This is a genomic window from Vibrio sp. 10N.222.49.A3 (genome assembly GCF_041475145.1).
GTDB classification, from domain to species: Bacteria; Pseudomonadota; Gammaproteobacteria; order Enterobacterales; family Vibrionaceae; genus Vibrio; species Vibrio tasmaniensis_A.
The window spans coordinates 1-22,258 of the sequence record NZ_JBFRVM010000079.1 but is presented as its reverse complement, the minus strand read 5'-3'; the positions used below and the strand labels follow the sequence as shown (position 1 = coordinate 22,258).

The window sequence follows — 22,258 nt, the reverse complement described above, 5'->3', positions numbered from 1 at the left end:
TGTTTTGCTCGATAGAAAAAAGGCGCTGAACATAAAATTCAGCGCCTTTTTATTGTTCGTTAAGCAATCGTGATTACTTAATTTCCATACCTTGTGCTTGCAAGTCTGCATGGTAAGAAGAACGTACAAACGGACCACATGCTGCGTGAGTGAAGCCTAGCTCTAGAGCAATCTCTTTCAACTCATCAAACTCAGAAGGCGGCACGTAACGTTCAACTGGCAAGTGGTGACGGCTTGGTGCTAGGTACTGGCCTAGTGTCAGCATTGTTACGCCATGTTCACGAAGATCTTTCAATACTTGAACGATCTCTTCTTTCGTCTCACCAAGGCCCATCATCACACCTGATTTGGTTGGGATGTTTGGATGCTGCTCTTTGAATTTTCTTAACAGATCAAGAGACCACTTGTAGTTCGCACCTGGACGCGCTTTACGGTATAGACGCGGCGCCGTCTCTAGGTTGTGGTTGAAAACATCTGGTGGATTGTCTTTCATTAGTTCAAGCGCAACGTCCATACGACCACGGAAGTCCGGAACCAGTGTTTCGATACGAATGTTTGGGTTTTGCTCGCGAATTTCACGGTTACAATCAGCAAAGTGTTGAGCACCGCCATCACGTAAGTCATCGCGGTCCACTGAAGTGATTACAACGTACTTCAGTTTCATGTCTTTAATCGTCTTAGCCAGTTTCTTCGGCTCTTCGGCTTCTGGAGCATTTGGTCGACCATGGGCAACATCACAGAACGGGCAGCGACGAGTACAGATAGCGCCAAGAATCATAAACGTTGCCGTGCCGTGGTTAAAACACTCAGCTAGGTTAGGGCAAGACGCTTCTTCACAAACTGAGTGCAGGTTGTTTTTGCGCATTGCAGATTTGATTTCTTGAATACGATGGCTGTCTGAAGGAAGTTTAATCTTCATCCATGCAGGCTTACGTAAAACTTCTTTCTGTTCAGCAGGCATATTCTTTACGGGAATTAATGCCATTTTGTCAGCGTCACGATATTTAACGCCTTTTTCCATTTGGATTGGTTTGCTCATGATTTTATGCTTCTGCTGTAATGTTACTGGTGGCTTGAATGTCTACTTGGTCATAGCCGAGTAGTTCTACGAGCTCTTGTATTAACTGTTGCTCAACGTTTTCTAGTTCACTTGGACCGCCGAGTTGGCTTACTTGCGCCATTTCCATTCCTTGGTAACCACATGGGTTAATACGTTGGAATGGAGACAAGTCCATATCGACGTTGAGTGCTAACCCGTGGAACGAGCAGCCGCGTCGAATTCGTAATCCAAGTGAACAGATTTTCTTGCCATCGACATAAACACCAGGAGCGTCAGGTCGGGCAGTTGAATCTATATTGTAAGCTTTCAGAGTATTGATTACGAGGTTCTCAATATGAGTAACCAAATCACGCACTCCGAATTTCTTGCGGCGGATGTTTATCAGGAAGTAAGCGACTAACTGACCGGGCCCGTGGTACGTCACTTGGCCACCGCGATCGCTTTGGATCACAGGGATATCACCAGCATTTAATACATGCTCAGCTTTACCTGCTTGTCCTTGAGTGAAAACTGGGTTGTGTTCAACCAACCAAATTTGGTCTACGTCTTCATCCGTGCGTTCGTCTGTGAACTTATGCATGGCTTTCCATACAGGTTCGTAATCCTGACGACCTAATTTTTTTACGATTAGCTTATTTTGCAAAGCGGCACTTCCTCAAGGATTAATAAAGTGAGCGCATTATAAACGCGAAACAGGTTTCTAACTACAGACGGACAGCAAGGTTTTTCAACTTTCTTTGTATTTATTGGAAATTAAGTTGAGCGCTTTGGAAGGGGAGCGAGGGTTTCAAACAAAAACAACGGCAATAAGCCGCTGTTTTTCATGCGTAATCGAAAGTTACAGAACCATACGAACGATTTCGATTTCGCCCAGTTCTTTATATAGCGTTTCTACTTGCTCAATTGAAGTCGCAGTAATATTGATAGAAACAGAGTGGTAGTTACCTTTCGCACTCGGTTTTAGAGTTGGGCTGTAGTCACCAGGAGCATGACGCTGGATCACTTCTAGCACTAGTTCTGTAAGTTCTGGCTTAGCGTAGCCCATAACTTTGTAAGTGAATGAACAAGGGAACTCTAAGAGGTCTTTTAGTTTTGCATCAGAATTGATGTTCATGATTAGCTCCAAAAGGCTAGACTCTCGCAAATTGGCGAAATGTCGATAAAAAGCGTGTTCGGTCAACAGACACGAGTAATAAGGCGGAATATTACGTGTAAATATCACCGAACTCAAGATCAACAAAAGCCGCACATGGCGGCTTTTGTTTCGCTAATGAGCAAATCATGAACCTACTCATTAGGTTAGCTATACAGCAAGCTTAGATTTTGCGTAAAACAAACTGTTGACTGGTTTAGAACAACCCTTTAAACAGCAGTACTAGGTAATCCCACAGGCGGCTAAATAGGCTGCCTTGGTCTACATCTTCAAGTGCAAGTAGTGGGTATTCAGCAACGTCTTCACCGTCGACTTGGTAGAATAGTTTACCCACAACGTCGCCTTTACTGATTGGTGCTTCTAGCTCTTTCTCAAGCACGAAGCTTGCCTTCAGGTTCTTAGCTTGGCCACGAGGCAGAGTAACGAACGTATCTTCGTCGACACCTAGTGCAACCGTGTCCTTGCTACCCATCCAGATTTTTTCTTCAACGAATGTCTCGCCAGCAGTATGTGGTGCCACTGTTTCGAAGAAGCGGAAACCGTAGCTAAGCAGTTTTTTGCTTTCTGTTTTACGAGCGTTCGCATTCTTGGTGCCCATCACAACCGCAACAAGACGCATTTTGCCTTCTGTTGCTGAGCTTACTAGGCTGTAACCTGCGTTGCTCGTGTGGCCAGTTTTAATGCCATCAACGTTCATGCTCTTATCCCATAACAGACCGTTACGGTTATACTGGGTGATGCCGTTGTAAGTGAATTTCTTTTGTGAGTAGATACGGTACTCATCAGGAACGTCGCGAATCAGCGCCTGACCTAGTAGCGCCATATCGTAAGGCGTTGAGTAAAGGTTAGGATTGTCTAGACCGTGCACGTTAGCAAAGTGCGTGTCTTTCATGCCGATAGAGCTCGCCCATGCGTTCATTAAGTCAACAAATGCATCTTCAGAGCCGGCAATATGTTCAGCCATCGCAACACAAGCATCGTTACCTGATTGAATAATGATACCGCGGTTCAGCTCTTCAACTTTAACGGTTGTACCAACTTCAATGAACATCTTAGATGAATCAGGGAAGTTTTTAGCCCAAGCATTTTCACTGATAACAACATCGTCGTTTAGGTTGATGTTGCCACGCTCTAGCTCTTGGCCGACTACGTAGCTCGTCATCATCTTGGTTAAACTTGCTGGAGAAAGTTGAGTGTTCATCTCTTTCTCTGCGAGTACTTTGCCTGAATGGTAATCCATCAGAACAAATCCCTTAGCAGCGATTTGAGGAGCGTCAGGAACAATAATAGGAGCGGCGAATGACGATGTTGCTATCGTTGCAGAAAGTGCAACTGAAGTAGCAAAAATCGATTTAACAAGTTTATTAGATTTAATCATTTTGAATGCAATTATTAGGTGAACTATTCATATATTAACAGAATCACTCTGTCACACCAGAGCGCTGATTACCAGAAGTAACTGTTAGATAAATTAGCGAGTTAGCGTGTGTTTTTTTATATAAGCTGACGGGTAACCCATTAGCTTAACTTGTTCTAATTTTTCTTGAGTCAGAGCATAGTAATGAAATGGGCCAAGCATCAGGCGGTAGTTATCATCATTTGGCTGCAAGAACGTTGCTACAGCTAACTTTTCGCCTAGATCTTTGGCTAACTTCTCGGTTCTATCTTCATGTGGGGAAGTGGCTACTTGAATAATAAATTGAGGTAAAGCCGCCTTTTTATTTGCGTCGGTTGGCATAGCCACAGTGATGACTTCTATCTCAACATTTGCCGTGCCTGTTCTCAATACATCGAGTTTGTATGCCGCGGCATAACTAAGGTCAATGATTCGCCCTTCATGAAATGGGCCTCGGTCATTGATGCGCACAATCGTCGTTTTGTCATTATCGGTATTCGTCACTTTTACATAGCTCGGAATCGGCAATGTTTTGTGTGCCGCAGACATCGAATACATGTCGTAGATCTCGCCATTCGACGTTAAATGACCATGAAATTTCTTACCGTACCAAGAGGCTTTGCCTTTCTCAGTAAACCCTTCTGTCTTCTTTACGATCTTGTAGTCTTCGCCACGCAAAGTGTAATCCGTGTTACCACCTAAACTATAAGGTTCATACTGAGGGTGAGCATCCTCGAGATGCTCTACTGAGATCGGTGCGTCTGGTGCAATGTCTGAATCTATATCGTAGCGGCCTGTTGGTTCTGTCGAAGAACAACCGTTTATAACAACGGCTAGGCTCACTATAGACACTAGTTTTTTTATTGGCAGCTCATTAACCAAAGATGTTTTTATAGGAGTTACTTTAACAGACATCAATTAGGTCGCCTTTGAGAATGCTTTTCTGTGTGTATGGATTGACATTAAAATACCGAAACCGGCCATAAGGGTAACCATCGAGGTACCGCCATAGCTGACCAGAGGTAGAGGGACACCAACCACAGGTAGAATGCCGCTTACCATACCAATGTTTACGAAAATATAGACGAAGAAACTCAGTACGATACTGCCGCCCATCATTCGCCCAAATGCTGTTTGAGCTTGGCTTGCAAGCACTAAGCCACGGCCAATAATGAACAGGTAGATAGCGAGCAAAAACAAAATACCAATCATGCCCCACTCTTCGGCGATGACCGCAAAAATAAAGTCGGTATGGCGCTCTGGAATGAACTCTAGTTGAGATTGAGTACCTTGCAGCCAACCTTTTCCTGATATACCACCAGAGCCAATTGCAATCTTACTTTGGATGATGTGATAGCCTGCACCTAATGGATCTGATTCAGGGTCAAAAAGGGTTCTTACACGAACTTTTTGATATTCACGCATCAAGAAGAACCATAAGATTGGAATAAACCCACCCAGTGCAATCGCGGCACTGGCAATGATCTTCCAACTAATACCTGCCAGGAATATCACGAAGATACCGGATGCTGCGATGAGTATCGATGTGCCTAAATCTGGCTGTTTAGCGATAAGGATAGTAGGTACAAACACCATCACTAATGAGATAGCCAAGGTTTGGAAAGTGGGTGGCAGTGAGCGCTTACCAATAAACCGAGCTAGCATCAAGGGTACTGCAAGCTTCAATAGTTCAGAGGGTTGGAATCGAATAAAGCCGAAGTTTAACCAGCGCTGTGCACCTTTAGAGGCCTCGCCAAAGAACAACACTCCGAGTAGTAGAATAACGCCGCCCGCAAACAGTAGTGGAGCCAAGGTCTCATAAGTACGAGGTGAGATTTGCGCTAAAAAGATCATCACACCTAAAGACAGCACCATACGCATCGCTTGACGATCCATCATCGCAAGGCTCTGTCCGCTTGCGCTGTACATGATCAATAGGGCAAAGCCCATTAAAACCAGAATGCCAAGCAATAGCGGAAGGTCGATATGCAGCCGTTCAAATAGGGCTCTATTTCGTCCAGTTGAAGGATCAAGTTTCATTATTTTATTGGCTCACTTTCATAATCTTCTGCAAGAATAATATGGTCTAAAATTCTTCTTACAACTGGGCCACCATTTGATGAACCACCACCGGCATTCTCCAAAACGATAGTTACGACCGCTTCAGGATCTTCAAAAGGCGCATAACCGGTGAAGAGGGCATGATCGCGTAAATGTTCTGCGATTTCATCTGCGTTGTATTCTTCATCTTCTTTTAGACCGAATACTTGTGCAGTACCTGATTTACCAGCAGTTTGATAAGACATTTTTTGGAATGAGCGTCTTGCTGTGCCTTTCTTTCCGTGGTTTACCAATCTCATGCCTTCTTGCGCGATATCCCAGTATCTCTGCTTAACACCAGTTACGGGAGGATACGTTTCGATTTCAGATATCGTTTGTTCATTGAACGGTTGACCGTTCTCAATTGTCGCACGCAGTAAATGGGGAGCGGTTACCTCTCCTTCATTGACCAACACTGAAGTCGCTTTTGCAATCTGCATTGGTGTTGCTGTCCAGTAGCCCTGGCCAATACCGACAGGGATGGTGTCACCTTGGTACCAAGGTACACGGTGTCTGGCCATTTTCCAGTCGCGAGTGGGCATATTCGCTTTGCTTTCTTCGTAAATGTCGATGCCAGTGTAATCACCAAAACCGAATAACATCATCCATTTAGATAAGCGATCGATGCCTAAATCAAATGAAATTTGGTAGAAGAAGGTATCAACCGATTCTTCAATGGCTTTCTCTATGTCAACGACACCGTGTCCCCAACGTAACCAGTCGCGGAACGGCTTCGTTTTCGAGTTTGGAATCTTCCAATAGCCCGGGTCATTACGCGTCGTGTTCGGAGTAATTACGCCTTCTTGCAGAGCTGCGACGGCAATGAAGGGTTTGATCGTCGATGCTGGCGGATAAATTCCTAGCGTTGCGCGGTTAACTAAAGGTCGGTCTTTGTCTTGAAGCAGGGCATTATAACCGTTCGAGGAAATACCATGCACAAAGGCATTTGGGTCGTAGCTTGGGCTGGAAACCATGGCTAATACGCCATTGTCTTTCGGGTCGAGAACCACGGCTGAACCACGACGTCCATCAAGCAGTTTATGCACGTATAGCTGAAGTTTGATATCCAAGTTGAGCACGATATCTTTGCCCGGAGCCGAAGGTACAAATTTAAGAGTGCGGATCACTCGTCCACGGCTGTTTACTTCGACTTCTTGATAGCCAGCGGTGCCGTGTAGCATATCTTCGTAATAGCGCTCAATGCCGAGTTTACCGATATCGCGGGTAGCTTGGTAATTGGCGTCTTTCTCTTCACGAACCAAGCGCTGCATATCACGGTCATTGATGCGCGATACGTAGCCAATCACGTGAGTTAACACATCACCATAAGGGTAGAAACGTTTTAGCGTACCTGTCACTTCAACGCCTGGGAACTTATGTTGATTTACAGAAAAGACCGCCACTTGTTCTTCGGTGAGCTGATTTAGAATAGGTACTGATTTGAAGCGACGTGAATTACGACGATCACGATTAAAACGTTCGATACGCTCCGGTGGTATGTCAATTAACGCTTGTAAACGAACAAGCGTATCTTCCATGTTCTTGACTTTTTCTGGGGTGATCTCCAGATTAAAAACAGGCCGGTTTTCTGCAAGAAGTACACCGTTGCGGTCGTAAATTAAACCACGGTTAGGTGCTATTGGAACAACCTTGATGCGATTGTCGTTGGAGCGGGTTTTATAGTCCTGATATTGATTAACTTGGATGTTGTAAAGGTTTACAACCAGCAAGCTCATCATCACTATAATCCCTGCAAACGCAACAAAAGCACGACTAGTAAATAGTCGTGCTTCTGCTTTGTAATCACGAATTTGGCTACGTTTACGTAACATTAACGCTTATTCTCGATGATAAGGGTGGTTAGCAGTGACGCTCCAAGCTCGATATAAGCTTTCAGCCATGATAACGCGTACTAATGGGTGAGGAAGAGTAAGTGCTGACAGAGACCAGCTTTGGTCTGCTGCCGCTTTACATGCTGGTGCTAATCCCTCAGGCCCGCCAATAAGGATAGAAACGTCACGGCCATCCAGCTTCCAACTTTCCAACTGCTCTGCGAGTTGAGGCGTATCCCACTTTCTTCCTGGGATATCGAGTGTGACAATGCGGTTACCTTTTGGAACTGCAGCTAACATTGCTTCGCCTTCTTTTTGAAGAATACGTGCAATATCGGCATTTTTACCGCGTTTTCCCGCAGTGATTTCAATGAGTTCTAATGGCATATCATGAGGGAAGCGGCGTTTATATTCTTTAAAGCCTTCTTCAACCCACTTTGGCATTTTTGTACCAACTGCGATTAACTGGATCTTCAAAGCTTAGCCCCAAAGTTTTTCTAGTTGGTACAGCTCACGATGCTCTTCTTGCATAACGTGAAGCATGCTTGTGCCCATGTCTAGAACAACCCATTCACCTTCTTTTTGGCCGTCCATGCCAAGGGGATTCATGCCAGCCTTGCGCACTTCATCAGCAACGTGCTGTGCAATAGAGGCAACATGGCGCTTAGATGTACCAGTACAAACAATCATGTAGTCAGTAACACTTGATTTGCCTTCTACATCGATAGTCACAATCGATTCTGCTTTCATGTCGTCGGCTTTGTCTGCAAGAAAATCTTTTAGTTCTTCACGTAACACGGGGTGTTCCTTTAATCTGAGTTTAGCTTTTTAGGGTCTGTTGACCCTAGAATATACCACGCTTTTATGCGTGAGATGGGATTGAAGCTGAAGGGATACAAAACTCTACGCTTAACTGATGAATTAGTGGCCAAGGCGACTGTTCATATTGTGTTTTTGTCATCAATTCTACTTGAGTGAGTAGCGCAAACAGGGAGTGTAATTGAGGTATCGAAACTCTTGTTAGCGCGGCGTTATAAAGAGGTTTTTTGGATTGCCAGATACGGTGCTTTTCAAATACCTGCGCGATTGGCATCTGCTTCATTTGTTGCTGCATTTGTAATAGCAGAGCAAGCTCACGTTGTATGCTGCGCAATAAGATAACGGGTTCGACACCTTCGGCTTCTAACTGACGCAGGATTCGCTGTGCACGATTGCCTTTGCCTGCTAATAACGCATCACTCCAATGGAATGGCGTAAAGTGGTTGTGTCGACTCAGCGATTCTTCTAAACGTACTAATGTGAGCTTTCCATCTGGGTATTGGAGAGCCAGTTTTTCTAGGCTTTGGGTGAGGGCAAATAGATTACCCTCATGCCACTGTGCCAACATTTGTATCGCTTCAGGATCCGGTGATAAGCCGATCTGACGACAGCGTGTTTGAACAAACTGAGGTAATCGGCTAACGTCTGGGGTTAGGCAGCTGATCCAGTGGCCTTGATTCGAGAGTGCTTTAAACCACTTAGCGCTTTCTTGAGCTTTAGTGAGCTTGGTACCCACCAAGATCAACAAGATGTCGCTATGAATATGCTCTGAAATTGCGAGCAGCTCTTTTGCTATTGCGGCATTGACCCCAGACTCTGGCAATTCAAGTTCGATGAGCTGACGACTAGAGAATAGGCTCAATGCTTGAGTGCAGTCGTAGACTTGATTCCAGTCGAGACTGCTATCAATAGCAAAGCGGTGGCGTTCTTCGAAGCCTTGCTCTTTGGCTGTCTTTTGAATAGCTTCTCGGCTTTCCTGCAGCAGTAAAGGTTCGTTACCAAAAATTAGGTAAACGTTGCTTAACTGCTTAGCAAGTTGCTCAGATAAACGATCAGCAAAAATACGCATTAAATAAACCTATTGCTCAACCGTTACGCTAGGCTCAGCATCAGGTACTGCACTTGCGTTGTTCTCAACGTCGTCAATTTCGATGTTCTTGATGTTGTACTGTTTTTCAAGCTCTTTTACTTGTACGTTCTCTAGAGATTGTAGTTCCATACTGCCGGCAGCAATGTTTGCTTTCAAACGGGCCATTTGACGAAGGATTTGGCTTGTTGCAAGCTTGCGCATTTCGTCTTCAATCATGTCACGCTCAACCGATTTTGCGAGTGCCGTTAGTGGGTTGTCTAAATAGCTGCGGGTTACGCTGGTTGAGAAGGTTTTGTCGCCTAGCTCTGGTATCGTCACACGATATGAAGCATTGAGCGTCAGTTCTTTTTCTGCCGCTCGAGGGCCAGTATTTTGAGAACCTTGATAAAGAGACAGCGTTCGCTCACCGACGCCCTCGCTAATGATGTGCAGGTTAGGTGTGTTCTCAGCAGGTGGCACAATTTCTACATCATTCATACGCAGCTGGCTTTTCATCATACGTGTAAACGTACTGTATTGGTCGTAACTGGTCACAGAGATCTTGTTGAGCTCTTCTGGCACAGAGTAATCACCGCGCAGGTGAAAACCACAGGCGCTCAGTAGGCTAACGGTTAGAACAACAATAGTAACTTTCAATGAAGATAGTGAATTCAGGCGCATTATTTGATGGCTCTCATGAAGGTAGAATACTTATTTAAAGGCTTTAGTTCGTTTGAGTTGTTAGGCTCAAGCCTAAAGCGCTTAAATAAGTAGACAGGGCTATTAGCTAACCCTGTCTACAGACTGCTTTTGATGAATTAAGTTCGTTAATTCTTCAGTAATTGCACTGTGCTAACGAAATTAGTTAGCAACGATGTTTAGAAGCTTACCAGGTACGAAGATAACTTTACGGATAGTTAAGCCATCTAGGAACTTCTTAGCGTTCTCATCGTTTAGACCAAGTTCACGAACTTGCTCTTCTGTCGCGTCAGCAGCAACCGTTAGTTTTGCTCGTAGCTTACCGTTGATCATTACCACGATAGTCTTCTCGTCTTCAACTAGCGCTTTCTCGTCAAACGTTGGCCATGTTGCTGAGTCTACGTTTGATTCACCAAGCGCAATCCACATTTCGTAAGAGATGTGTGGCGTCATAGGGTAAAGCATACGTACAACTGCTTTTAGTGCTTCATCAAGAATTGCACGATCTTGTACAGACTCTTGAGGCGCTTTCGCTAGCTTGTTCATCAGCTCCATGATCGCAGCGATGGCAGTGTTGAATGTTTGGCGACGGCCGATATCGTCCGTTACTTTCGCGATAGTCTTGTGGATATCACGGCGAAGTGCTTTCTGGTCACCAGATAGCGCAGAAGCGTCAACAGCTTCAGCTGCACCCTTAGCAGAGTGAGCGTGAACCAGTTTCCAAACACGCTTAAGGAAGCGGTTTGCACCTTCAACGCCAGACTCTTGCCACTCAAGTGTCATGTCTGCAGGCGATGCAAACATCATGAATAGACGTACTGTATCAGCGCCGTACTTGTCTACCATCTCTTGTGGGTCGATACCGTTGTTCTTAGACTTAGACATTTTGATCATGCCTGAGTGTTCAACGTCGCGGCCTTGGTTGTCGACTGCTTTTTCAATGCGACCTTTCGCGTCACGGTCGATAGTCACGTCAGTTGGAGCAATCCACTCTTTCGTGCCTTTTTCGTTTGTGTGGAAGAACGCGTCAGCCAGAACCATGCCTTGACATAGTAGTTGCTTGAACGGTTCATCAGATGTCACGTAACCCGCATCACGAAGAAGCTTGTGGAAGAAACGAGAGTAAAGAAGGTGCATACAAGCGTGCTCGATACCACCAACGTATTGGTCCACTGGTAGCCAGTAGTTTGCTTTCTCTGGATCTAGAATGTCATCAGCTTGTGGTGAACAGTAACGAGCGTAGTACCATGAAGACTCCATGAACGTATCGAACGTGTCAGTCTCACGTAGAGCTGGTTCGCCGTTGAATGTTGTTTCAGCCCAAGACTTATCTGCCTTGATTGGGCTAGTCACGCCATCCATTACCACGTCTTCTGGAAGAATAACGGGCAGTTGGTCTGCTGGTACTGGGTGAACTTCACCGTCTTCTGTCGTTACCATTGGGATTGGAGCACCCCAGTAACGTTGACGAGATACACCCCAGTCACGTAGACGGAAGTTTACTGTCTTCTTACCTTTGCCTTCAGCTTCTAGTTTCGCAGCGATTGCATCGAATGCTTCTTGGAACGCAAGACCATCGAATTCACCAGAATCGAACAGGACACCTTTCTCAGTGTAAGCTGCTTCAGACACATCTAGCTCAGAACCGTCTTCAGGTTTGATTACTGGGATGATATCGATGCCGTACTTAGTTGCGAATTCGTAGTCACGCTGATCGTGAGCAGGAACCGCCATTACAGCACCTGTGCCGTAATCCATAAGAACGAAGTTAGCTACGTAAACAGGAACAACACGACCGTTAAGAGGGTGGATAGCCGTTAGGCCAGTATCCATACCTTTCTTTTCCATCGTTGCGAGTTCAGCTTCAGCCACTTTGGTGTTACGACATTCTTCAACGAATGCTGCAAGCTCAGGGTTGTTCTGTGATGCTTTCTCTGCAAGAGGGTGACCTGCAGCGATACCAACGTAAGAAACACCCATCAGTGTGTCTGGGCGAGTTGTATAAACTTCTAGTGGCGCTTCTTCACCGTTAACAGCGAAAGATAGTTCAACACCTTCAGAGCGGCCGATCCAGTTGCGCTGCATGGTCTTAACCATTTCAGGCCAACCTTCAAGGTTGTCTAAATCATCTAGTAGCTCTTGAGCGTACTCAGTGATTTTGATGAACCACTGAGGAATTTTCTTTTGTTCTACCGGAGTATCACAACGCCAGCAGCAACCGTCTTCTACTTGCTCGTTCGCAAGAACCGTTTGGTCGTTTGGACACCAGTTCACAGAAGATGTCTTCTTGTAAACTAGGCCTTGTTCGTAAAGCTTCGTGAAGAACTCTTGTTCCCAACGGTAGTACTCAGGAGTACACGTTGCGAATTCACGTTTCCAGTCGTAACCAAAGCCTAAAAGCTTAAGCTGGTTTTTCATGTATTCGATGTTTTCGTAAGTCCACGGAGCAGGCGCTGTGTTGTTTTTTACAGCTGCGTTTTCTGCAGGTAGGCCGAATGCATCCCAACCGATTGGCTGCATTACGTTTTTGCCTTGTAGACGTTGGAAACGAGATACCACATCACCGATGGTGTAGTTACGCACGTGACCCATATGCAGTCGACCACTTGGGTACGGGAACATAGAAAGACAGTAGAATTTTTCTTTATTTGGGTCTTCACTTACAACGAAAGTCTCGCTGTCATCCCAGTGTTGTTGAACCTTTTGTTCAATCTCTTGCGGGTTATATTGTTCTTGCATCGATGGTATCCGGTTATCTTGGAATTTGTGAGTTCGGTTAGAACAGAATCTTACAGATCGTCATAGAATACCTAAAGGAGCTTAGTACAACAATAGTTATACCCTTCATACTTGCAGTTGCAGCACGGTTGATTGCGTAAATTCAACCAAATTACTTAGGACAGCTATACTTAAGGGTATGAATTGCATTTGTTTGTTAGGAACTGGTCGCTTAACTACGGCCCCGTTCACTAAGATAAAGCTTAGTCATCTTAAGGAGGTCGTTATGCCGAAGAAAAAAGCACTCTATGAAGAAGTCGTCGAAGAGGTGATAGAAACGCTGAAGCATAGCCCTGAAGAGCTTAACAACAAAATCGAAACGTCGGGCAAGTTTGCGAAAGCTGCCAATGACATGACCAAAGATGAGCTATCATTAATCTCGGCCTATGTGAAGTCGGACTTAAAAGAGTTTTCCGAAAGTTATGAAGAGAGTAAAGGTGGTCCATTTTATTTGATGATCACAGACTCTATTTGGCAAGGATTGCTAGATATCACTGATCGCACTAAGGTGGAATGGGTTGAATTGTTCCAAGACTTAGAACATCAAGGGTTGTATCAAGCGGATGAGGTTATCGGGCTCGGGACGCTTGTCTGTGATGAGTGTGGGCATCAAACCGAATACAACCACCCGACCAATATCATTCCATGTATCAAGTGTGGGGCGACAGGGTTTAGCCGTAAAGCACTTAAGCCGTAAACACTTAAGTCGTAAACACTATAGCCATAGCACCATCAACTTTACACCGCAGTAATAAAAAAGGGTTGACCCAATCAGCCAACCCTCAAATCACTTTCTTCGAATTTCTAATCTAGCTCTTTGGCTTTCTAATTACCCAGCTAATCACCAAGCTGAGCATCGCCCAGATATACAGTGGCCAAGTACCAACTGCGTGAAAAGGCGTTTGCCCATCAGTTGAAATGAGATCAGCTTTTAATACGGCCGTTTCAAACTGAGGTATTTGCTTGATGATGTTGCCTTTGTAATCGGTTACTGCCGTCACACCATTGTTGGTCGAGCGAATAACTGGCTTACCAAGCTCCAGAGCACGCATCTGTGCGATTTCCATATGTTGCAGTGGACCAATCGAACGACCAAACCACGCATCGTTAGAGAGCGTTAAAATAAAGTCCGTCTCATCAGTCACGCTTTGTCTAACTTGATCATTAAAGACGATCTCATAACACAACGCAGGTGCTAAGTGACGGCCATTTGCCACGATGTTTGGTTGAACAAAATCGCCACGGCTAAATGATGACATCGGCAAGTTGAAGAACGGTGCCAATGGGCGCAAGATATTTTCAAACGGCACAAACTCACCAAATGGCAATAGGTGATGTTTATGGTAGCGTTCGTCTGGATCGTAGCTGTATTCACCGTATGGATTGACACCGAGAGAAAGAACGCTGTTGTAGTACTTCTTATCTTCAGACTGATTGAGTACGCCAGTGATGATTGAGCTGTTGTTCATCTTCGCTGCGCTATCTAAGTTACGTAAGAAAGATGGAATTTCAACTTCGAATGCTGGAATAGCGGCTTCAGGCCAAATGATGATATCGGCATCCCAGTTTTCTCTACTTAGATCTGTGTACTTCATCATCGTAGGCCAGCGGTGGCTTGGTAGCCATTTACTGTCTTGATCGACGTTGCCTTGTATTAAGACGACTGACGTAGTTTTTTCAGGGTTCGGTGTCACCCAATCGATATTTCGAATGCCAAAACCTGCACTGAATACGATTGCAGGGATGATGCCAACACTCCATGCTTTATTGATAACCATATAAGCGAGTGCAGATGCAGAGACAATGACTGCCAGAGTAATTAACTCGACACCGCCAATCGGTGCAAACGAGCCTAGTGGAGAATCGATTTGGCTGTAGCCAAGCCAAAGCCAAGGAAAGCCCGTCATTACCCAGCCACGTAGCCAATCACTGATTAACCACAATGCAGGAGCTGCGAGGAAAAAGCGGCTTAGGTTATTAGCAGGGAAGTACTTGTTTAAGCTCCAGGTAAATAGGCCTGAATAAACCGCTAGGTAGCCAATGAGCAAAGCCATCAAAAACAGGTTGGCTGCCAGTGGCATGCCGCCAAAATGATCGATGCTGACGTATACCCAGCTGATACCTGTTGCGAATTGGCCTAAACCCCATCCGTAGCCAATCCAAAGCGCACTTTTAGGAGAACGGTTGTGGATCAGTAACAGCAACAAAGCTGGGCTGAGAATAGCAAGAGGCCATATAGAGTATGGAGCGAATGAAAGGGTGGTTATAGCGCCAACAAAAACGGCCGCTAGCGGCCGTAATAGGCGATGAATAAAGGTCTTAGTCATCTAATTTCTGTCATCTCTTTAGAGAGAAGTTGTTATTCTTCGATAGTCGGAAGAGGTTGTTCGTCAGGTATCGTTACCTGTAGCTGAATCACACGACGGTTATCTGCAGACGTAATTTTGAAATGGTAGTTTTCGATTTCTACAATTTCGCCACGAACTGGCAGGTGACCGAGTGCTGTCATAACCATGCCGCCTACCGTATCCACTTCATCGTCACTAAAGGCAGTGTTAAACGTATCGTTGAACTCTTCAATAGTGGTTAAAGCTTTTACAGAGAAGGTATGCTTACTCAGCTTACGAATATCTAGCTCTTCTTCATCGTCGAACTCGTCTTCAATTTCACCAACGATTTCTTCGAGGATATCTTCAATGGTTACCAGGCCAGAAACTCCGCCAAACTCATCGACAACGATAGACATGTGGTAACGCTCTTCTTGGAATTCCTTAAGCAGGCGATCAACTCGCTTACTTTCAGGAACAACCACGACAGGGCGAATCACTTGCTCGATATCAAATGGGGCACTTTCTGAACCCAAATACTTAAGTAGGTCCTTCGCTAATAGAATGCCTTCAACATGGTCTTTGTCTTCACTGATCACTGGGTAGCGAGAGTGTTGAGCATCAGTAATAAGCGCAATCAATGTATCTAAATCATCGGTGCGTTCAACTGTAACCATTTGAGAGCGAGGCAGCATGATATCGCGTACTCGCATCTCTGAAATTTCCATGACACCCTCGAGCATGTCGCGCGTGTCGTGGTCAATGAGGTCATTAATTTCTGAGTCGCGGATTACATCTACGAGCTCTTGGCGATCTTTTACTTCACCTTGAAATAGTTGGCCTAGGCGTTCAAAGAAGGACTTTCTACTCGGACCTTCAGATTTTTTACTTCCCTCAGAAGTGGGGGGGTTACCTTCGTTCATGATTTCTCAAAAAATAACGCTATCAGAAGTGTGATAGCACACGTTACAACTCAGATTCCTGCGAAAATCACAGGTTCGATGAGTTATTGTTTCTCTGCAACCTACTTTACTAGAATCGATTTACTTTTCTAGAATATACGGGTCTTCAAACCCCATAGTTTGCATGATTTCTGTTTCGAGTGACTCCATCTCTTCAGCTTCATCATCTTCGATATGATCATAACCTAGCAGATGCAGACTGCCATGTACAACCATATGAGCCCAGTGTGCTAGCAGAGGCTTACTTTGCTCTTCTGCTTCTTTTTCGACAACTTGGCGGCAAATAATGAGGTCACCCAGTAGATCTAATTCCACTCCTGGTGGTGCTTCAAATGGGAAAGACAGCACGTTAGTTGGCTTATCTTTTCCACGATAGTCATGATTGAGCTGGTGGCTTTCTTGTGTATCAACAATACGAACCGTCAACTCGGCACTCTCTTGAAACTGAGGGATTGTCTTATCCAACCAAAGCTGAATATCTTGCTCGGTTGGAAGACCTTGCTCATTTTCGACCGCTATTTGCAGGTCTAGTTCAATAGACATCTATTTATCACCTTGCTCTGCAATGACAGAACTATTTTGTGTTGCTAATTGTGTCGTAACAACTTGCTGAGCCTCAAGAAGTTTGGCCTCGCGTTCTTCACGCTTACGTTGTTCAAACTCTTTGCGCTCTTTCTGGTCTTTTGCTTCCCACTTCTCGTACGCGTTGACGATACGAGCAACGACAGGGTGACGAACCACGTCTTCAGACATGAAGAAGTTAAAGCTAATATCATCCACTTCACTGAGCACTTCAGTTGCGTGGCGTAGGCCTGATTTTGCACCACGAGGTAAATCGATTTGTGTAATATCACCTGTGATCACAGCGCGTGAGTTAAAACCGATACGGGTTAAGAACATTTTCATCTGTTCTACCGTGGTGTTTTGGCTCTCATCAAGAATGATAAACGCATCATTCAATGTACGACCACGCATGTAAGCCAGTGGAGCAACTTCAATCACGTTACGTTCAATCAGCTTCTCAACTCGCTCAAAGCCAAGCATTTCAAACAGTGCATCGTAAAGCGGACGCAAATATGGGTCTACTTTTTGGCTTAAATCACCTGGTAGGAAACCAAGCTTCTCACCAGCTTCAACAGCAGGACGAGTCAGTAGGATTCGACGAACTTCTTGACGTTCAAGTGCATCAACCGCAGCCGCAACAGCTAAGTACGTTTTACCAGTACCAGCAGGTCCAATACCAAAAGTGATGTCATGAGTGACCATATTCATTAGGTATTGTGCTTGGTTTGGCGTACGAGGTTTGATGACGCCTTTTTTAGTCTTAATGGTCACTTCTTTGCCGTAGTCGATTTCAGACTCGACGTGTTGCTCCAAAATGCCAGACTCAGTGACCGCCAGATGCACTTGCTCTGGTTCGATATCGATTATGTTGCCTTTAACTGGAGCCGTTTCAACATAGAGGTGTTTGATGATGTCTAAAGCGGCGGCTGTAGTGTGAGGCTTACCGACAATCGTGAAAAAGTTGCTACGGTAATTAATCTCAACGCCCAGACGACGCTCAAGATGCTTGATGTTGTCGTCAAATGGTCCGCATAAACTTGCCAAGCGCTTGTTGTCTGCTGGCTCTAGATTTATCTCTAAGGTAACGATTTTATTGCTCAAATTAGCCTCTCATTTTGTGCCACTCACTCTTAAATATAAAAAAGAGCAAAAAGCCCGATTTAGACCGGGCTTTTGATGGTGATATCCCTATTTCTAAGATGGTCACTTAGTTAGGTAATTTCAAGCTTTGTGTTTGCGCTTTGTGCTCAAACAGTTGTATTGCCTATGGCGTAAATGTCGCTACACCTAGCTCGTCTTCACGTTTTGTTTTTTCCATCATTTCTGCTGGAGTCATTACAACGCGTAGACCCATGTCTTTTTCTGTGCGAACTAGCTCACCACGTAGTGAGTTAGTGTAAACCTCAGTGATCTTCACATCTACAAACTGACCGATTAGGTCTGCAGAACCTTCGAAGTTCACAACACGGCTGTTTTCAGTACGGCCACGCAGTTCCATGAGATTCTTTCTTGATGGACCTTCAACAAGAATACGCTGCTCTGTGCCTAGCATTAGACGAGAGAAACGCATAGCTTGTGTGTTTACTGTTTGTTGCAGTTCGTACAGACGATCTTTTTTCTCTTGTGCTGGTACATCACATGGGTAATCTGCCGCTGGCGTACCTGGACGTGGAGAGAAAACAAAGCTGAAGCTCATATCGAAATCAACTTCTTTAATTAGCTTCATTGTATCTTGGAAGTCTTGCTTAGACTCACCAGGGAAACCAACAATAAAGTCAGAGCTGATTTGAATGTCAGGACGAGCTTTACGCAGTTTACGGATAATAGATTTGTACTCGATAGCCGTATGTGGACGCTTCATCATCGTAAGAATACGGTCACTCCCACTTTGTACTGGTAGGTGAAGGAAGCTCACTAGTTCAGGGGTATCTTTGTAAACTTCAATGATGTCGTCACCAAACTCAAGCGGGTGGCTTGTTGTGAAACGAATACGGTCGATACCGTCGATAGACGCAACTAGGCGAAGGAGCTCTGCAAATGTGCAGATGTCACCTTCGTGAGTAGGGCCTCGGAATGCGTTTACGTTTTGGCCTAGCAGGTTTACTTCACGTACGCCTTGCTCGGCAAGTTGTGCAACTTCGAATAGCACATCATCCATTGGACGACTAACTTCTTCACCACGAGTATATGGAACAACGCAGTAAGTACAGTACTTAGAACAACCTTCCATGATAGAAACGTAGGCTGTTGCGCCGTCTGCTTTTGGTTCTGGCAGGTTATCGAACTTTTCGATCTCTGGGAAAGAGATGTCCATTACTGGCTTTTCGTTAGACAGTGATGACTTAATCATCTCTGGCAAACGGTGTAATGTTTGTGGGCCAAAGATTACGTCTACGTAAGGTGCACGTTGACGAATGTGATCACCTTCTTGAGTCGCTACACAGCCACCCACACCGATCACCACACCTTCTTTTTTATCTTTAAGCGTTTTCCAACGACCAAGCTGGTGGAATACTTTTTCTTGCGCTTTTTCGCGGATAGAACAAGTATTCAATAGTAGTACGTCTGCTTCCTCAGGTACTTCAGTTAGCTCATAGCCATTTGCAGCGTTAAGCAGGTCAGCCATTTTTGATGAATCATATTCATTCATCTGACAGCCCCAAGTTTTAATTAGCAGTTTCTTACTCATTATATGTTCGCTCGATCGTTAGTTTAATTTAAGGGAGCAAATCGCCCATTATTCATCCGCTAGCTCCGTTCGTCATAATTCGGTATTCAATTTTATGACAGGCTCTAGCGGCAAGCGGCGTATTGTACTGGTTTCAAAACCGACTGACTAGTAGTCTGAACAAATCTCTTATGTAGTGGTTTTTATTATCGTCAACGCCATATGCCATAAGGGGTAACCCTTCTTTCGAATAAGGTTTTTGGTTACAAGTTCGTTATGAAAAAGTACAATCAAAAACAGTCAAAGAATCAAACTGATAAGTACAAAATATGAACAGTTACGATATTGTAGTCGTCGGTGGCGGCATGGTTGGTGCAGCAACAGCAATCGGTTTTGCAAAGCAAGGTCTGAGTGTTGCGGTGATCGAAGGTTTTGCCCCACAAGCTTTTGATGAGTCGCAAGTGATGGACATTCGTGTGTCAGCGATTTCTCAAGCATCGGTCGATTTGCTTGAAGATCTTGGTGCATGGCAAAGTATTGCAGCGATGCGCGTCTGTTCTTACAAGCGATTGGAAACTTGGGAACACCCAGAGTGTCGTACTCGGTTTGATGCTGCATCTCTTGATTTACCTCGTTTAGGTTACATCGTTGAGAATCGATTAATCCAATTGGGTTTATGGGCTCAGTTTGATGCCTACAACAATCTCGAATTGTTATGTCCAGAAAAGCTCGATGAGATTGAGTTTGGTGAGACCAATATAGTCAAGCTTCAGTCGGGTACTCAGTTGTCCGCGAAGTGGGTGGTTGGCGCTGATGGTGCAAATTCAGCCGTCCGTCAGCAAGCAGGGATTGGTATTACGGCTTGGGATTACCGACAGCACTGCATGCTTATCAACGTAGAAACAGAACAGCCTCAGCAAGATATTACTTGGCAGCAATTTTTACCAAGTGGTCCTCGTTCATTTTTGCCTTTGTGTTCTCTAGTCTCTGACGATCAAGAAGTCGGGCAGGGCTCGTTAGTTTGGTATGATTCTCCACTGCGTATTAAGCAACTGTCAGCAATGCCCCCTGAAAAACTACGTAATGAAGTACTTACTCACTTTCCTAAAGAGTTAGGTGATATCAAAGTTTTGAACTCGGGTTCTTTTCCTCTGACACGACGTCATGCTCAATCATACTCAAAGAATAACTGTATTTTAGTCGGGGACTCTGCACATACGATTAACCCTCTAGCAGGGCAGGGTGTTAACTTGGGTTTTAAAGATGTGGCAGCACTATTGGATATCACCCAAGAGAAAGGTGAATTGAATCAATCTGTGGCGAGACGCTATGAAGTGATCAGAAGAGGTGACAATCTAATGATGCAAAGTGGCATGGACTTTTTCTACAAAACGTTTAGCAATGACATTGGCCCACTTAAGTTTGTGCGTAATGCAGCACTAAAGCTAGCAGAAAACTCAGGGCCGATTAAATCACAGGTGCTTAAATACGCTTTAGGGTTGTGATTGGTTAGTCCAAATTATCTAATTATAAAAGAAGGAGAGCTGAGGCTCTCCTTTTTTGATCTCGTGATAGTGCTTAGTGCTTAGTGCTTAGTGCTTAGTGCTTAGTGCTTAGTTCTTAATACTATTGCGTCACACAAACAGGCGCATCAATGGCTAAAGAGCATCCAGTATAAATGAGAGACCCATCCTCAATATTTCGTTTGAATGACGTGAGGTTGTTGGAGTGCTGGTTTGCGGAGATAAGCCATTGTCCGTCATTAGTGATATGAAAGTCGCGAGGGAACTTACCTTCAACATCGTAACTATCCATAAAAATGAGCTTTTGAGTGACGGAGTCTATTCTAAAACAACTGATTCTGGATTGATGTCGGCAAGACACATAAAGAAATTGCTCATCTGGCGATAGCTTAATTGCAGCCGCTGCTTCTCCTTTTTCCATATTAGGAAGTACATCAACTTCTTCCACAATATTCCACACTCCTAAAGACTTTTCCAAAATCAATATCGTTTCAGAGAGCTCACATACCACATAAGCTCTATCTTCAGCTTGGTTAAAGGTTAGATGACGAGGTCCATTCCCTGCACGCACTTTGATAGATTGCATTGGTTCATCAAGGAACTCTTCTTGCTCTTCGTCAAAGCAATAGAAGTTGATTCGATCGGTTCCGAGATCGACGGTGACAAACTGCGGAGAGTTCTTTAGGAAAAGGCTTTGATGAGCATGTGGGCCAGTTTGTCTTTCTGCATTTGGTCCAGAACCAACCATTTTGAGTGTTTTGAGCCGTTTATCGATATTGCCATTGATACTTAAACTAAAGATATCGAATGTCCCTGATGAATATTGCGATGTAATAGCAAACTTATTGTGGGGATCTATCGTGATATGACAAGGGTGATCTCCTGAGATTGGCCCAGTATTTGACGCTATTGTTGAATCAGAATTCGGTATATGAATCAGTTGTGGTTGTATCTTTTGGTCAACTTCAGAAGCTGTGTAGACCCCCAGCTTTGTCGTGGTAATAAACGAGGGGTTAGTGCAGGCCGCTATAAGCTCTAAAGGCAACAGCGTTCCCGTTTCTAGATCTAACTGAGTTTGATATACACCTTGGCTATTACGTGGAGAGTCTGTGTAGCAACCGATCGTTAAAGGGAGGGGTTTCATAGGCAGTCATACTCAGTTAGGAAATGGAGCAGACATTGTCTAATAAAATTGAGGTTATAGGAGAGAATACTTGGTGACTTGGCTTGCAGATTTACATATTCCAGATAAAACAAAACCCAGCTAAAAAGCTGGGTTCTATTCAATGATGGTGCGGTCGGAGAGAC

20 protein-coding genes are annotated in these 22,258 nt (G+C 44.6%); 2 read left to right on the top strand and 18 right to left on the bottom strand.

The genetic code is table 11. The features are described 5' to 3' along the window. Positions 1–73 precede the first annotated feature (73 nt). The 12 genes from lipA to leuS form a co-directional block, all read right to left on the bottom strand. Positions 74–1,039, bottom strand: coding sequence for a lipoyl synthase (lipA, locus tag AB4589_RS14775; RefSeq protein ID WP_009848385.1), 966 nt, complete (start codon positions 1,037–1,039; stop codon positions 74–76). A 4-nt stretch (positions 1,040–1,043) separates the two neighbouring features. Next, on the bottom strand, positions 1,044–1,703 hold the full coding sequence (lipB, locus tag AB4589_RS14770; protein ID WP_012603371.1) for a lipoyl(octanoyl) transferase LipB: 660 nt from the start codon (positions 1,701–1,703) through the stop codon (positions 1,044–1,046). 195 nt (positions 1,704–1,898) lie between these two features. Next, the gene (gene ybeD, locus AB4589_RS14765; protein WP_029223108.1) at positions 1,899–2,177 is read right to left on the bottom strand and encodes a DUF493 family protein YbeD; all 279 of its coding nucleotides are present in this window, start codon (positions 2,175–2,177) and stop codon (positions 1,899–1,901) included. A 232-nt stretch (positions 2,178–2,409) separates the two neighbouring features. Beyond that, positions 2,410–3,591 carry a serine hydrolase gene (locus AB4589_RS14760; RefSeq protein ID WP_012603373.1) on the bottom strand — a complete coding sequence of 394 codons (1,182 nt, stop codon included), beginning with the start codon at positions 3,589–3,591 and terminating at the stop codon, positions 2,410–2,412. A 93-nt stretch (positions 3,592–3,684) separates the two neighbouring features. Continuing rightward, a complete protein-coding gene (locus AB4589_RS14755) occupies positions 3,685–4,524 on the bottom strand; it encodes a septal ring lytic transglycosylase RlpA family protein (RefSeq protein ID WP_372100929.1) in 840 nt (279 codons plus the stop codon). Positions 4,525–4,527: 3 nt separating this feature from the next. Further along, complete coding sequence (gene rodA / locus AB4589_RS14750) at positions 4,528–5,649, bottom strand: rod shape-determining protein RodA (RefSeq protein ID WP_009848472.1); 1,122 nt, start codon at positions 5,647–5,649, stop codon at positions 4,528–4,530. After that, positions 5,649–7,541, bottom strand: a complete 1,893-nt coding sequence (gene mrdA, locus AB4589_RS14745; protein ID WP_372100927.1) for a penicillin-binding protein 2 — start codon at positions 7,539–7,541, stop codon at positions 5,649–5,651. Before mrdA ends, rodA begins: the two co-directional genes overlap by 1 nt. Before the next feature lie 6 nt (positions 7,542–7,547). Beyond that, on the bottom strand, positions 7,548–8,018 hold the full coding sequence (rlmH, locus tag AB4589_RS14740; RefSeq protein WP_017096211.1) for a 23S rRNA (pseudouridine(1915)-N(3))-methyltransferase RlmH: 471 nt from the start codon (positions 8,016–8,018) through the stop codon (positions 7,548–7,550). Between the two features lie 3 nt (positions 8,019–8,021). Next, on the bottom strand, positions 8,022–8,339 hold the full coding sequence (gene rsfS / locus AB4589_RS14735; protein ID WP_009848475.1) for a ribosome silencing factor: 318 nt from the start codon (positions 8,337–8,339) through the stop codon (positions 8,022–8,024). Between the two features lie 64 nt (positions 8,340–8,403). Then, on the bottom strand, positions 8,404–9,429 hold the full coding sequence (gene holA, locus AB4589_RS14730; protein WP_372100926.1) for a DNA polymerase III subunit delta: 1,026 nt from the start codon (positions 9,427–9,429) through the stop codon (positions 8,404–8,406). A 9-nt stretch (positions 9,430–9,438) separates the two neighbouring features. Continuing rightward, a complete protein-coding gene (lptE, locus tag AB4589_RS14725; RefSeq protein ID WP_372100924.1) occupies positions 9,439–10,110 on the bottom strand; it encodes an LPS assembly lipoprotein LptE in 672 nt (223 codons plus the stop codon). 180 nt (positions 10,111–10,290) lie between these two features. After that, positions 10,291–12,867, bottom strand: coding sequence for a leucine--tRNA ligase (leuS, locus tag AB4589_RS14720; protein WP_372100922.1), 2,577 nt, complete (start codon positions 12,865–12,867; stop codon positions 10,291–10,293). A gap of 265 nt (positions 12,868–13,132) precedes the next feature. Here leuS and AB4589_RS14715 point away from each other — a divergent pair, with 265 nt between their 5' ends. After that, entirely contained in the window at positions 13,133–13,603 is a 471-nt protein-coding gene (locus tag AB4589_RS14715; RefSeq protein WP_371709391.1) for a zinc ribbon-containing protein, read from the top strand. A gap of 112 nt (positions 13,604–13,715) precedes the next feature. Here the strand turns inward: AB4589_RS14715 and lnt are convergent, their stop codons facing one another. The 5 genes from lnt to miaB form a co-directional block, all read right to left on the bottom strand. Beyond that, entirely contained in the window at positions 13,716–15,233 is a 1,518-nt protein-coding gene (gene lnt, locus AB4589_RS14710; protein WP_371709392.1) for an apolipoprotein N-acyltransferase, read from the bottom strand. Between the two features lie 32 nt (positions 15,234–15,265). Next, entirely contained in the window at positions 15,266–16,156 is an 891-nt protein-coding gene (gene corC, locus AB4589_RS14705) for a CNNM family magnesium/cobalt transport protein CorC (protein ID WP_012603382.1), read from the bottom strand. A 120-nt stretch (positions 16,157–16,276) separates the two neighbouring features. After that, positions 16,277–16,738, bottom strand: coding sequence for an rRNA maturation RNase YbeY (gene ybeY, locus AB4589_RS14700; protein WP_017101917.1), 462 nt, complete (start codon positions 16,736–16,738; stop codon positions 16,277–16,279). Beyond that, a complete protein-coding gene (locus AB4589_RS14695; protein WP_372100919.1) occupies positions 16,739–17,860 on the bottom strand; it encodes a PhoH family protein in 1,122 nt (373 codons plus the stop codon). It abuts the gene before it with no gap. A gap of 163 nt (positions 17,861–18,023) precedes the next feature. Next, the gene (miaB, locus tag AB4589_RS14690; RefSeq protein ID WP_009848484.1) at positions 18,024–19,448 is read right to left on the bottom strand and encodes a tRNA (N6-isopentenyl adenosine(37)-C2)-methylthiotransferase MiaB; all 1,425 of its coding nucleotides are present in this window, start codon (positions 19,446–19,448) and stop codon (positions 18,024–18,026) included. Positions 19,449–19,756: 308 nt separating this feature from the next. Between miaB and AB4589_RS14685 the strand changes: the two genes are divergently transcribed. After that, the gene (locus AB4589_RS14685; RefSeq protein WP_372100917.1) at positions 19,757–20,932 is read left to right on the top strand and encodes a 2-octaprenyl-3-methyl-6-methoxy-1,4-benzoquinol hydroxylase; all 1,176 of its coding nucleotides are present in this window, start codon (positions 19,757–19,759) and stop codon (positions 20,930–20,932) included. Between the two features lie 121 nt (positions 20,933–21,053). Here AB4589_RS14685 and AB4589_RS14680 read toward each other — a convergent pair whose 3' ends face one another. After that, entirely contained in the window at positions 21,054–22,094 is a 1,041-nt protein-coding gene (locus tag AB4589_RS14680; protein WP_372100915.1) for a lactonase family protein, read from the bottom strand. Between the last annotated feature and the right edge of the window lie 164 nt (positions 22,095–22,258).

Coding starts and splice junctions, on each gene's coding strand:
- AB4589_RS14755 (WP_372100929.1), bottom strand. CDS start 4,524: ATGTCTGTTAAAGTAACTCCTATAAAAACATCTTTGGTTAATGAGCTG.
- AB4589_RS14685 (WP_372100917.1), top strand. CDS start 19,757: ATGAACAGTTACGATATTGTAGTCGTCGGTGGCGGCATGGTTGGTGCA.
- corC (WP_012603382.1), bottom strand. CDS start 16,156: ATGAACGAAGGTAACCCCCCCACTTCTGAGGGAAGTAAAAAATCTGAA.
- AB4589_RS14760 (WP_012603373.1), bottom strand. CDS start 3,591: ATGATTAAATCTAATAAACTTGTTAAATCGATTTTTGCTACTTCAGTT.
- miaB (WP_009848484.1), bottom strand. CDS start 19,448: ATGAGTAAGAAACTGCTAATTAAAACTTGGGGCTGTCAGATGAATGAA.
- AB4589_RS14680 (WP_372100915.1), bottom strand. CDS start 22,094: ATGAAACCCCTCCCTTTAACGATCGGTTGCTACACAGACTCTCCACGT.
- lnt (WP_371709392.1), bottom strand. CDS start 15,233: ATGACTAAGACCTTTATTCATCGCCTATTACGGCCGCTAGCGGCCGTT.
- ybeY (WP_017101917.1), bottom strand. CDS start 16,738: ATGTCTATTGAACTAGACCTGCAAATAGCGGTCGAAAATGAGCAAGGT.
- lptE (WP_372100924.1), bottom strand. CDS start 10,110: ATGCGCCTGAATTCACTATCTTCATTGAAAGTTACTATTGTTGTTCTA.
- holA (WP_372100926.1), bottom strand. CDS start 9,429: ATGCGTATTTTTGCTGATCGTTTATCTGAGCAACTTGCTAAGCAGTTA.
- mrdA (WP_372100927.1), bottom strand. CDS start 7,541: ATGTTACGTAAACGTAGCCAAATTCGTGATTACAAAGCAGAAGCACGA.
- lipA (WP_009848385.1), bottom strand. CDS start 1,039: ATGAGCAAACCAATCCAAATGGAAAAAGGCGTTAAATATCGTGACGCT.
- rodA (WP_009848472.1), bottom strand. CDS start 5,649: ATGAAACTTGATCCTTCAACTGGACGAAATAGAGCCCTATTTGAACGG.
- AB4589_RS14715 (WP_371709391.1), top strand. CDS start 13,133: ATGCCGAAGAAAAAAGCACTCTATGAAGAAGTCGTCGAAGAGGTGATA.
- leuS (WP_372100922.1), bottom strand. CDS start 12,867: ATGCAAGAACAATATAACCCGCAAGAGATTGAACAAAAGGTTCAACAA.